An 11,019-nucleotide genomic window follows, 5' to 3' on the forward strand; every position below is an offset into this window, starting at 1 on the left:
GGGCGGCCGCCGGCTCGGGCGCGGGCGCCGCGGGCTGCTCCTCGGCGACCTCGCCGCCGAAGTTGCGCAGCAGGGCGTCGAGTCCGCCGTCGAAGCCCTGGCCGACGGCGGCGAACCGCCAGACGTCCTTCAGGTAGAAGTCACCGAGCATGACGGCCCGCTCGGTGCTGAACTCCGCACCGGTGAACGCGTACCTGACGACTTCCTCGCCGCCGGCGACGATCCGGATGTAGCCGGGGCCGACCTGCGACATCTGCCCGGCGCCGTCGATCGTCGCGGTGAAGGACAGCTTGTGGATCGCGGCCGGGATGCGGTCCAGGGTGACCCGGAAGGACTCGCTGTCGCCGGCCTGCGGACCCAGCTGCTGGATCGACTCCTCGGGCGATTTCGGCTGGTTGTAGAAAACGAAGTACCGGTCGTCCGAAAGCTGTTCGTTCGCGTCGAGGCCGAAACAGCTGATGTCGAACGCCATACCGGGTCCGGAGATCTGAACGCCTACGTACAGATCCGTCCCGGACGTCAGATCACTGATCTTGGCCTTGTGGCCGCGTTGGAATTCCCTGGCCATGCGTAACGACCGTCCCCCATCCCGAACGTGAATGCGTCCCGCCAGGCTAACGGCAATCCGCGACATCCAGCCAAGCCGGTACCGACCCGGAACAATTCGCGGACGGCGAGGGAGCGGACGGAGGCGTTCCGGGGTGTTCCGCGGGCGGGTCGCCGGTCACTCGCCGCGGGCGGGCGGCACCCGGGGCAGCCGGTCCGCGGCGACGACGCCCTCCAGGTAGCCGCGGGCGCGCTCGGTACGGGGGTACGCCTCCAGCAGCCGCCAGAAGTCCGCACCGTGGCCCGGGACCAGCAGGTGCGCCAGCTCGTGCAGGAGGACGTAGTCGACGACGTACTCGGGCATGCCCTGGAGCCGGTGCGACAGCCGGATGCTGCCCTCGGCGGGGGTGCACGAGCCCCAGCGGGAGTTCTGGTTGGTCACCCAGCGCACCGAGGCGGGGCGGGCCCGGCCGCCGAGGTACTGGCCGGAGAGGTGGGCGGCGCGCTCGACGAGCGCGGAGTCGCCGAGGACCCGCCGGCTCTCCTGCGCGGCGAGCTTGTCCAGCATCACACCCACCCAGCGCTGCTCCTCGGCCCGGGTCATCCGGGCCGGGATCAGCACGACCGTACGGTCGCCCTCCCGGTACGCGGACACGCTCTTGCGGCGGCGCGCGCTGCGGCGGACCTCGACGGCATCGGGGCGGGCGGGCAGGTGGTCGGGCTGCGGATCGGCGGACACCCCCACGACGGTACCGGCCGGTCCCGGCGGTTGCCCGCTCCCGCCGCCGATCCGTTCATCACACGGATACCCCTCGCCTGTGGACAACTTTCCGCACGGAATTCCCGGACCGGGCATGGTGCCGGTGTGCGCACGGAACACCGCGTGCACCGGGACACCGCAGAAATCGGGCGAGTGGCCGCGCTGGGCCGCGGCCGGAATCGGGGGCCGAGATGTATCCGAAGGTGAAGCCGGCACTGGCGCGTGCGTGGCGCGATCTGAACACGGTGCAGTTCGGGGTGACGCCCGCGAGGGCGGTGGTCCTGGGGCCGGTGGATCCGGCGACGGCGCATTTCCTGGGGCTGGTCGACGGGACCCGGAGCATGGAGCTGCTGCGGGCGGAGGCCACGGCGATGGGGCTGTCCGACGGGCACGCGGACCGGGTGGTGCGCCGACTGGCGGAGGCCGGGCTGATCGACGACGGCACGGTGGGCGGCCCGGCCGCCCGTGCGGTGCGGGAGCGGACCGGGCTGGTGGAGCGGCTGGGCCCGGACCTCGGTTCGCTGTCGTTGGTGCGGCCGGAGCCGGGCGGGCCGCTGCGCGGTCTGGCGGCCCGGGCGGCGCTGCGGGTGCAGGTGCGCGGGGGCGGCCGGGTCGGTGCGCTGATCGCGTCGGTGCTCGCGGCGGCGGGGGTGGGCCGGGTGGAGGCGATGGACGGCGGGCTGGTGGAGCCGGCCGACGTGGTGCCGGGAGGGCTGCCGGCCGAGGCGGTGGGCCGGCGGCGGGCGGAGGCGCTGCCGGAGCGGGTGGCGGCGGCCGCGCCGGGTCCGCCGCCGCGGGCGTCCGGCACGGGACCTCCGGAGCCGGAGCCGGGGCTGGCTCTGGTGGTGGTCGCTCCGCGGGACGGGCTGGCGGCGTTCGCACCCGATCCGGACGGCGCGGAGGGCTGGGTGGCCGCCGGGATCCCGCACCTGTACGCGGGGGTGCTGGAGACCACCGGGCTGGTGGGGCCGCTGGTGCTGCCCGGGGCGTCGGGGTGCGCGGGCTGCATGGAGCGGGAGCGGGTGGACGAGGACGGGGCCTGGCCGCGGATGCTCACGCAGTGGCGGGCGGTGCACCGGCGCGGGGCGCCGGCCTGTGACCTGGCGCTGGCTACGGCGGTGGCGGGGGTCGCCGCGGCCCATGCGCTGGCGTTCCTCGACGGTGAGGTGCCGGATTCGGCGGGGGCCCGCTGGGAGGCCACGCTGCCGCAGCTGGGGTGGCGCCGGCGGCCGGTGCCGGCCCATCCGCTGTGCCCGTGCGGGGCGGCCGGTTCGGGAGAGGGGGTGCGCACCGCGGGGGCCCGGGAGCCACAGGACACAATGACCGCGTAACCGCCTTCCGCGGTACGGCTGTCTGGGAACTGGAGGGGCACGCATGTCGGATCTTCCCCGGAAAGCGGTCACACGCACCGCCAAACTGGCCGCGCTGCCGCTCGGGATGGCGGGGCGGGCGACCTGGGGGCTGGGCAAGCGGATCGGCGGGAAGTCGGCCGAGATCGTGGCGCGGGAGCTGCAACAGCGCACGGCGGAGCAGTTGTTCCGGGTGCTGGGAGAGCTGAAGGGCGGGGCGATGAAACTCGGCCAGGCCCTGTCGGTGTTCGAGTCCGCGCTGCCGGAGGAGGTGGCCGGCCCCTACCGGGCGGCGCTGACCCGGCTCCAGGAGGCCGCGCCGCCGCTGCCGGCGTCGACGGTGCACACGGTGCTCGCGGAGCGGCTCGGGCCGGACTGGCGGGAGCTGTTCCGGGAGTTCGACGACCGGCCGGCGGCGGCCGCGTCGATCGGGCAGGTGCACCGGGCGGTGTGGCACGACGGCCGGGAGGTCGCGGTCAAGGTGCAGTACCCGGGGGCCGGGGAGGCGCTGCTGTCGGACCTCAAGCAGTTGGGCAGGTTCGCGGGGCTGCTGGGGCCGCTGGTGCCGGGCATGGAGATCAAGCCGCTGATAGCCGAGCTGCGCGACCGGGTGTCCGAGGAACTCGACTACGCCCTGGAGGCGGAGGCGCAGCGGGCGCATGCGGAGGTGTTCGCCGGCGATCCGGACGTGGTGGTGCCGGCGGTGGTGCACCAGGGCGAGCAGGTGCTGGTGACGGAGTGGCTGGAGGGGATACCGCTGTCGGCGGTCATAGCCGACGGCACCCCGGAGCAGCGGGACGGGGCGGGACAGCTGCTCGCCCGGTTCCTCTTCTCCGGCCCGGCCCGCACGGGCCTGCTGCATGCCGATCCGCACCCGGGCAACTTCCGCCTGCTGTCGGGCCCGGACGGCCGGCCGCAGCTGGGCGTGCTCGACTTCGGTACGGTCGACCGGCTCCCCGGCGGGCTGCCGCCGACCATCGGGGTCTCGCTGCGCCGGACCCTGGAGGGGGACGCCGTGTCGGTCTACCGGCACCTGTGCGACGAGGGGTTCGTCAAGGACACCGTCGAACTCGACCCGGAGGCGGTGCTGGACTACCTGGGGCCCATCATCGAGCCGGCGCTGCTGGACGAGTTCACCTTCACCCGGGAGTGGCTGCGCGGGCAGGCGGCCCGGCTGGCGGATCCCCGCTCCCCCGCCGGGCAGTTGGGCAAGCAGCTGAACCTGCCGCCGTCGTACCTGCTCATCCACCGGGTCACCCTGAGCACCATCGGCGTCCTGTGCCAGCTGAACGCCACCGTCCGGCTCCGCGCCGAACTCGAATCCTGGCTGCCGGGCTTCGTCGCGGAAGACTGATCCGGGAGGGAGGGAGGGGCGGGGGGCGGGGGGCGGGTCACCACCAGGAGGAGTCGAGGCGGCCTTCGATGGCCCGGATGTTGGCCCGGGCGCAGGCGTCGCAGAAGTACTGTCTGGTCCCGTTTTCCACCGAGCAGGTCCAGGTGGGCGGGGCGCCTTCGGGGGAGGTCGCGCCGCAGCGGGCGCACACGACCGTCCCGCTCTCGGGCCCCGGGGGTGCGGGGTGGGGAGTCGGCTGGTCCACCTCCAGACGATATCGCCGCGGGGCGGGCGGGGGGCCGCAACGCACCGGGGGGACCGGTCCGTTCGGACCGGTCCCCCGTTGGGTGTGGTGGAGCCGGTGGGCTCCGTGTGCCGTGGTGGGCGTCAGTGCATGACGGCCATGGCCAGGGCGCGGCGGGCGCGCATGGAGACGCGCTCGGCCCTCCGCTGCATGCGCCGGGCGGCGATCAGGCGGACGGCCTGACGCTCGGCCTCGACCTCACGCATGCGGTCGTGCATATGGGCTCGGGCCAGGGCTTCTGGGATGAGTTGCATTTCGCGGGTCCTGTTCTTGCGCGCGGTGATCGCGCCGGTGGTGGTGAAGTCTGCGTGGGCGGAGCCGGACGGCTGCTCGCTCGTGGTGGGGGTCATCGGGGCCTGCTTCAGGGGGTCGTGCGTGAGGGGGCGGTCGATCGTTCCTGCGGTGTTCATGCCGCGACCGGGTTCTTGCGCGGGCGGCCACGGGGACGCTTGCGGGCGACGACCACACCCTGGACGAACAGTTCGCCACCCCAGACACCCCAGGGCTCGCGGCGCTCCTGTGCCCCGGCGAGGCAGGCCTCGACGAGCGGGCAGGTGCGGCAGAGGGACTTGGCGTACTCGACGTCCGCCGGGGACTCCGCGAAGAAGACCTCCGGGTCGAACGAGCGGCAGGGGACGGGTACGCCGAGGTTCTCGATGGCGTCGTCGAGCGCGGTGAGCGAGGTGAGCGGGGTCAAGGTGGAGTCCTCCGGGACTGCGGGCGGGGAGATCGTTTGGGTCTGCGGTACGGACGGGGCGTGCGCTTCGAGTTGCACGGTGTTTTCTTCCTCGTCTGGTCGGTAGTCGTTCCGGCTTTGTGGCCGGGGGCGGCTGGTACCTGGTCTTGCCAGTCCCGAGGCCCCTTCGCTCCGTCGTCCCCGTTCGGGGACAAACAGAAGGGCCGCGGATCCCGGGTGGGGTTCCGCGGCCCTGAAGGCGCCGGCCTGATCAGGCGATCAGGCTGGATCACTCCAGGGTTCGAGCCCGCGGAAGGCCCACATCGTGTGGTGCTGCGTCGTCTGCTGCTTGGGGAATCCGGCACCGGCCGCTTCAAAGGCATAGGCGTGGGCCTGTGCCAGTACTGCCACCGGTGCCTGGGTCGGTCGCTCATTGCCCTCAATGCGCTCCCGGACGGGCAGGGAGGCAAGGGTGGCGGCGCTGCCGAGCAGATCGGCGGACAGACGGGTGCCCTGGGCCGAAGGCAGCAGAGAGACGACGGAGGCGGAGCCGAGCATGCAGGAAACGGCGACCGAGCGATCGGTCATTTTGGTGGTGGTCATGAAGCTGGTCACTGGTCTCGCCTCCTCTCGGCGTCTCGGGGACGTGGCCCGGGGGCCTTGTCCCAACGTATTCGGATGGGTACAGCACGGAGACAGGGCTTCAGAGAAGCTCCTGTTTCCTTGGTTAAGAACCTATGGGGCCGTGCGGGGCATGTGCAAACTATTTTTCCGACGAGTTTCTACGCGTCGTCCCCGTCGCTTCCGCCAGGCTCCTGACCTGCGCAGATGGCCAGGACGTCGGTTCCGAACCGGTCCAGCTTACGACGGCCGACCCCCGAGATCATCGCGAGCTCGCCCGGGTCGCCGGGCGCGGCTTCGGCGATGGCCATGAGGGTCTTGTCGGTGAAGACGCAGAACGCGGGCTGTCCCAGCTGCCTCGCCTGCTCCGCCCGCCACTCGCGCAGCCGGTCGTAGAGGCCTTCGTCCATGTCGGACGGGCAGTCCTCGCAGCGCATGAGTTTCATCTCGCCGGCGTCGGTGAGCGTCTTGCCGCAGACCCGGCACCGGACGGGGCCGCGGCGGGTGCGGCTGCGGCCGCCCGGGGGGCCGCCTGCGGCGCTGCCGCCGGTCCGGGGTGCGGTGGCGGCCGAGCCGGGCCGCAGGCCGTTCAGGAAGCGGCTGGGGCGGCGGGAGCTGCGGCCGCCGGGGGCGCGGGAGAGGGCCCAGGACAGGGTGAGGTGGATGCGGGCGCGGGTGACGCCGACGTAGAGGAGGCGGCGTTCCTCCTCGACCTGGTCGTCGGTCTTCGCGTAGGTGATGGGGAGCATGCCGTCGGTGAGGCCGACGAGGAAGACCGCGTCCCATTCGAGGCCCTTGGCTGCGTGCAGGGAGGCGAGGGTGACGCCCTGGACGGTGGGGGCGTGCTGGGCGGCGGCCCGCTCGTCGAGTTCGACGACGAGGTCGCCGAGGCCGGCGGCGGGCTTGGCGCGCGAGAAGTCCTCGGCGAGACGGACGAGGGCGGCCAGCGACTCCCACTGGTCGCGGACGGCGCCGGAGCCGGCGGGCGGCTGCGGGGACCAGCCGTGGGCGCTGAGGACGGCGCGGACCTGCGAGGCGAGGTCGACGACGGCGTCGAGCAGCGGGTCGTTGCCGCGCGAGTGGGCGGCGCCGCGGAGGGAGACGAGGGCCTTGCGGACCTCCTGCCGCTCGAAGAAGCGCTCGGCGCCGCGGAGCTGGTAGGGCACGCCGGCGTCGGCGAGGGCCTGCTCGTAGACCTCGGACTGGGCGTTGATGCGGAAGAGGACGGCGATCTCGCCGGCGGGGACGCCGGCGTCGATCAGGTCGCGGATGCGGCGGGCGACGCCTTCGGCCTCGGCGGGCTCGTCGGGGTACTCGGCGTAGGCGGGGTCGGGGCCGCCGTCGCGCTGGGAGACGAGTTCGAGGCGGTGTTCGGCGGCGCGGCCGCGGGCCTGGGCGAGTACGCCGTTGGCGAGGTGGACGACCTGGGGGGTGGAGCGGTAGTCGCGGACCAGCTTGACGAGGGTGGCCTGCGGGTAGCGGTTGCGGAAGTCCAGCAGGTGGTCGGGGGTGGCGCCGGTGAACGAGTAGATCGTCTGGCTGGCGTCGCCGACCACGCAGAGGCTGTCGCGGTCGCCGAGCCAGAGGTCGAGGAGGCGCTGCTGGAGGGGGCTGACGTCCTGGTACTCGTCGACGACGAAGTGCTGGTACTGGGTGCGGATCTGTTCGGCGATGTCCTGGCGGTCCTGGAGGATGCCGACGGTCAGGAGCAGGACGTCCTCGAAGTCGATGACCATGCGGTCGCGCTTGAGCTGTTCGTACAGGCCGTAGACCTGGGAGATCTCGGCGGCGTCGCGGGGCGGTTCGCGGTGGGCCTTGAGGGCGGCGGCCGCGTAGTCGACGGGGACGGTCTGGGTGACCTTGGCCCATTCGATCTCGCCGGTGACGTCGCGCAGCTCGTTGCGGTCGAGGCGGAGGCCGCAGCGGGCGGCGGCTTCGGCGACGAGCTGGATCTTGCGTTCGACGAGGCGGGGCAGCTCGCCGCCGACGGCGCGGGGCCAGAAGTACTGGAGCTGGCGCAGGGCCGCGGAGTGGAAGGTGCGGGCCTGGACACCGGCGGCGCCGAGGGCGCGGAGGCGGCCGCGCATCTCGCCGGCGGCGCGGTTGGTGAAGGTGACGGCGAGCACGCCGGCGGGGGGCAGGATGCCGGCCCGGACGCCGTACGCGATGCGGTGGGTGATCGCGCGGGTCTTGCCGGTGCCGGCACCGGCGAGGACGCACACCGGGCCGCGCAGGGTCGTGGCGACCTCGCGCTGTTCCGGGTCGAGGCCCAGCAGCACGTCGTCTGCGGTCTCCGCGACGGGCGGGAAGGCTGGGGAGTGCGTTGCTGCTGTCACCATGCCATGCTGCCAGGCCGCCGGGCCGGGCGGGAAAGTTGTCCACAGGCGGGGCGGGCTGTGGCGGGTGCGACCTGCGGGTCCGCGGGCCGGCGGGGCCGGGGGTGTCGCGCGGATCACGTGGGCGGTGGGGGTCGCGTCCTGCCCGTCACGTGCCGGGGCGGCGGGGTCGGGGTCATACGCATCACGTGCCGGGGCGCTTGGGGAATGGCGGGGGCGTTCCGTACGTTCGAGTCCCTGGAATGTCCCCGTCCCCCAGAGGAGCGCACCCGCCATGCAGGGTTCCGTGACGATGTACAGCACGACCTGGTGCGGCTACTGCCGCCGGCTGAAGACCCAGCTGGACCGGGAAGGCATTGCGTACACCGAGATCAACATCGAGCAGGACCCCGCGTCGGCCGCGTTCGTGGAGAAGGCCAACAACGGCAACCAGACGGTTCCGACGGTCCTGGTCAAGGCCGTCTCGGGCAGCGAGTCGGTCATGACGAACCCGTCGCTGGCCCAGGTCAAGCAGGCGCTGGCCGTCTGACCTGCCGCACACGGACGAGGAAGGCCCCCGCTTCGGCGGGGGCCTTCTGCCGTACGGGGGTCTGCGGGTCAGGGCCGGGGGGTGGGGAGGGGGCTGCCGTACCAGAGCTCGACGAGGCGGGCGGCGATGGAGATGCCGGACGGGGGGAGGACCTCGCCGGACTCGATGGCGGTGCGGAGGTCGTCGCGGGAGAACCAGCGGGCCTCCTGGATCTCCTCGCCGTCGACGTTGATGTCGGCGGAGGTGGCGCGGGCCGTGAAGCCGAGCATCAGGCTGGACGGGAAGGGCCAGGGCTGGCTGGCGACGTAGGCGACCTCGCCGACGGTGACGCCGGCCTCCTCCCAGACCTCGCGGACGACGGACTGCTCGATGGACTCGCCGGGTTCGACGAAGCCCGCGAGGGTGGAGAAGCGGCCTTCGGGCCAGTGCACCTGGCGGCCGAGGAGGGCGCGGTCCTGGTCGTCGGTGACGAGCATGATGACGGCGGGGTCGGTGCGCGGGTAGTGCTCGGCGCCGCAGGCCGGGCAGCGCCGGACGTGGCCGGCGGCGGCCACGGCGGTGCGCTCGCCGCAGCGGGAGCAGAAGCGGTGGAGGCGCTGCCAGTTCTCCAGGGCGACGGCGTGGACCATCAGGCCGGCGTCGCGCGGGGAGAGCAGCAGGCCGGCTTCGCGGAGGCCGGCGGCGCGGGCGGACTGGTCGATGCGGCCGGGGAGGGCGTCCTTCTGGAGGGCGAAGTAGCTGATGCCGTCCTCGTCGGTGCCCAGGAAGTAGCGGTGGGTCTCGGTGGGCGGGGCCTCGAACGCCGGGGTCGTCACGATCTGCGTGGTGCCGTCGGGCATGTCGTCGATGAGGACCTGGCCGCCGGAGACGACGAACACCCGGGTGGTGGGGTGGCTCCAGGCGGCGGCCAGCCAGGCCTCGTCGAGTCGGTGGTGGGCGGCTCGGTCGATGCCGCCGGGGGCGGTGAGCGGTATGGGGCGGGCCGGGGCGGTGCCCGGGGCGGACCCGGTGGGGCCGGTGGCCGGGACGGGGCGGCCGAGGTGCTCGGTCGAGGTGCTCACAGGTGCTTCCAACTCCCCCGATGGGTGGTGAACGGGTGCGCCGTGCCGTGCGGCGGGCCGCCCGGGGCCGGGCGGTCCGCCGGTGCGGCGGTCAGGGCTTCCAGTGGGCGGACAGGTCGCCCCAGAGGTAGGCGGTGGCTTCGACGCCCTTGAGGAGGAGGTCGGTCTCGATCTTCTCGTTGGGGGCGTGCCAGCCGTCGGACGGTACGGAGATGCCGAGGAACAGCACGGGCGCGCCGAGCACGTCCTGCAGGTCGGCGGCGGGTCCGGAGCCGCCCTCGCGGGTGTAGCGGACCTTCTCGCCGAAGGCGCGGGCCATGGAGCGGGTCACGGACTGCAGGGCGGGGTGGTCGAGCGGGGTCAGGCAGGGCCGGGTGGGCGCGCCGAACGTGATCTCGTGGCGGATGCCGGCCGGGATCTGCGCGGCGACCCAGTCCTTGACGGCGGCCTCGATGACGTACGGGTCCTGGCCGGAGACCAGTCGGAACGACAGCTTCAGCTGGGCGTCCTTGGGGATGATCGTCTTGCCGCCGGGGCCCTGGTAGCCGCCGCCGATGCCGTTGAGTTCGGCGGTGGGGCGGGCCCAGACGCGTTCCAGCGTGGAGTAGCCGGCCTCGCCGAGGGTGCCGTACGACTTGGCGGTGCGCAGCCATTCGGCTTCGTCGAAGGGCAGCTCGGCGATCAGTCGGCGCTCGGTGTCGGTGAGCTCGGCGATGCCGTCGTAGAAGCCGGGGACGGTGACGCGCTCGTGCTCGTCGTGGAGGGCGGCGACGAGGCGGGCGGCGACGGTGGCCGGGTTGGGCACGGCGCCGCCGAAGGAGCCGGAGTGGATGTCCTGGTCCGGGCCGTACAGCTCGATCTCGCAGTCCGCGACGCCGCGCATGCCGGTGCAGACGGTGGGGGTGGTCTCGGACCACATGCCGGTGTCGGAGACGATCACGACGTCGGCGGCCAGCCGGTCGGCGCGGGCTTCGACGAGGTCGCGGAAGTGCGGGGAGCCGGACTCCTCCTCGCCCTCGACGAGGAGCTTGAGGTTCACGGCGGGGGCGGTGCGGCCGGTGGCGGCGAGGTGGGCGCGGACGCCGAGGGTGTGGAAGAACACCTGGCCCTTGTCGTCGGCGGCGCCGCGGGCGTACAGGCGGCGGCCGTCGTCGGTGACGTGCGGTTCGAAGGGCTCGGTGTGCCAGCCGTCCTCGCGGGCGGCGGGCTGCACGTCGTGGTGGCCGTAGACGAGGACGGTCGGGGCGTCCGGGTCGCCGCTGGGCCATTCGGCGTACACCGCGGGGGCGCCGTCGGTCTCCCAGGTCTCGGTGACCGGGAAGCCGGTCTCGGCGAGCTTGGCCGTCAGCCAGGCGGCGCTGCGGCGTACGTCGTCCGCGTGGGCGGGCTGGGCGGAGACGGACGGGATGCGCAGCCACTCGGCGAGGTCGGCGAGGAAGGCGTCGCGGTGCGTGTCGATGTACGTGCGGACGGCGCTGTCCGGGGTGTCGCTCATGCGGTCGAG

General features: G+C 73.4%; 12 protein-coding genes. 3 read left to right on the top strand and 9 right to left on the bottom strand.

The window, feature by feature from the left end; all coding sequences use genetic code 11:
- Window positions 1-568, bottom strand: a 568-nt coding sequence (locus tag LG634_RS31490) for a TerD family protein (RefSeq protein ID WP_226738865.1), incomplete at its 3' end; no start/stop codon positions are given.
- A 156-nt stretch (window positions 569-724) separates the two neighbouring features.
- Window positions 725-1,285 (bottom strand): M48 metallopeptidase family protein, encoded by a 561-nt coding sequence (locus tag LG634_RS31495; protein ID WP_226738867.1) that lies wholly within the window; start codon window positions 1,283-1,285, stop codon window positions 725-727.
- Window positions 1,286-1,497: 212 nt separating this feature from the next.
- Here LG634_RS31495 and LG634_RS31500 point away from each other — a divergent pair, with 212 nt between their 5' ends.
- Window positions 1,498-2,637 carry a ThiF family adenylyltransferase gene (locus LG634_RS31500; protein WP_226738869.1) on the top strand — a complete coding sequence of 380 codons (1,140 nt, stop codon included), beginning with the start codon at window positions 1,498-1,500 and terminating at the stop codon, window positions 2,635-2,637.
- 43 nt (window positions 2,638-2,680) lie between these two features.
- Window positions 2,681-4,009 carry an ABC1 kinase family protein gene (locus LG634_RS31505; protein ID WP_226738871.1) on the top strand — a complete coding sequence of 443 codons (1,329 nt, stop codon included), beginning with the start codon at window positions 2,681-2,683 and terminating at the stop codon, window positions 4,007-4,009.
- Between the two features lie 37 nt (window positions 4,010-4,046).
- Here the strand turns inward: LG634_RS31505 and LG634_RS31510 are convergent, their stop codons facing one another.
- From LG634_RS31510 to LG634_RS31530, 5 genes are all read right to left on the bottom strand, one after another.
- On the bottom strand, window positions 4,047-4,253 hold the full coding sequence (locus LG634_RS31510; RefSeq protein ID WP_226738872.1) for a hypothetical protein: 207 nt from the start codon (window positions 4,251-4,253) through the stop codon (window positions 4,047-4,049).
- Between the two features lie 122 nt (window positions 4,254-4,375).
- Window positions 4,376-4,702, bottom strand: a complete 327-nt coding sequence (locus LG634_RS31515; RefSeq protein ID WP_226738874.1) for a putative WhiB-interacting protein — start codon at window positions 4,700-4,702, stop codon at window positions 4,376-4,378.
- On the bottom strand, window positions 4,699-5,067 hold the full coding sequence (locus tag LG634_RS31520; protein ID WP_226738877.1) for a WhiB family transcriptional regulator: 369 nt from the start codon (window positions 5,065-5,067) through the stop codon (window positions 4,699-4,701). Before LG634_RS31520 ends, LG634_RS31515 begins: the two co-directional genes overlap by 4 nt.
- A gap of 180 nt (window positions 5,068-5,247) precedes the next feature.
- Window positions 5,248-5,571: a hypothetical protein gene (locus LG634_RS31525; RefSeq protein ID WP_226738910.1), complete on the bottom strand. Its 324-nt coding sequence runs from the start codon at window positions 5,569-5,571 to the stop codon at window positions 5,248-5,250.
- A gap of 179 nt (window positions 5,572-5,750) precedes the next feature.
- Window positions 5,751-7,928 carry an ATP-dependent DNA helicase UvrD2 gene (locus LG634_RS31530; RefSeq protein WP_226738879.1) on the bottom strand — a complete coding sequence of 726 codons (2,178 nt, stop codon included), beginning with the start codon at window positions 7,926-7,928 and terminating at the stop codon, window positions 5,751-5,753.
- Window positions 7,929-8,199: 271 nt separating this feature from the next.
- Between LG634_RS31530 and LG634_RS31535 the strand changes: the two genes are divergently transcribed.
- Window positions 8,200-8,454 carry a mycoredoxin gene (locus tag LG634_RS31535; RefSeq protein WP_226738881.1) on the top strand — a complete coding sequence of 85 codons (255 nt, stop codon included), beginning with the start codon at window positions 8,200-8,202 and terminating at the stop codon, window positions 8,452-8,454.
- A 68-nt stretch (window positions 8,455-8,522) separates the two neighbouring features.
- On the opposite strand, the gene nudC is transcribed toward LG634_RS31535, so the two are convergent.
- Both nudC and LG634_RS31545 read right to left on the bottom strand, forming a co-directional pair.
- Entirely contained in the window at window positions 8,523-9,428 is a 906-nt protein-coding gene (nudC, locus tag LG634_RS31540; RefSeq protein WP_226738912.1) for an NAD(+) diphosphatase, read from the bottom strand.
- 178 nt (window positions 9,429-9,606) lie between these two features.
- Window positions 9,607-11,010 carry a dipeptidase gene (locus LG634_RS31545; RefSeq protein WP_226738883.1) on the bottom strand — a complete coding sequence of 468 codons (1,404 nt, stop codon included), beginning with the start codon at window positions 11,008-11,010 and terminating at the stop codon, window positions 9,607-9,609.
- Window positions 11,011-11,019: the final 9 nt, after the last annotated feature.

It is taken from the genome of Streptomyces bambusae, from assembly GCF_020532645.1.
GTDB lineage: Bacteria > Actinomycetota > Actinomycetes > Streptomycetales > Streptomycetaceae > Streptomyces > Streptomyces bambusae.

What these genes read in the sequence shown, in the direction of transcription:
- LG634_RS31500 (WP_226738869.1), top strand. Translation starts at nt 1,498, where the DNA reads ATGTATCCGAAGGTGAAGCCGGCACTGGCGCGTGCGTGGCGCGATCTG.
- LG634_RS31545 (WP_226738883.1), bottom strand. Translation starts at nt 11,010, where the DNA reads ATGAGCGACACCCCGGACAGCGCCGTCCGCACGTACATCGACACGCAC.
- LG634_RS31505 (WP_226738871.1), top strand. Translation starts at nt 2,681, where the DNA reads ATGTCGGATCTTCCCCGGAAAGCGGTCACACGCACCGCCAAACTGGCC.
- LG634_RS31525 (WP_226738910.1), bottom strand. Translation starts at nt 5,571, where the DNA reads ATGACCACCACCAAAATGACCGATCGCTCGGTCGCCGTTTCCTGCATG.
- LG634_RS31535 (WP_226738881.1), top strand. Translation starts at nt 8,200, where the DNA reads ATGCAGGGTTCCGTGACGATGTACAGCACGACCTGGTGCGGCTACTGC.
- LG634_RS31530 (WP_226738879.1), bottom strand. Translation starts at nt 7,928, where the DNA reads ATGGTGACAGCAGCAACGCACTCCCCAGCCTTCCCGCCCGTCGCGGAG.
- LG634_RS31515 (WP_226738874.1), bottom strand. Translation starts at nt 4,702, where the DNA reads ATGAACACCGCAGGAACGATCGACCGCCCCCTCACGCACGACCCCCTG.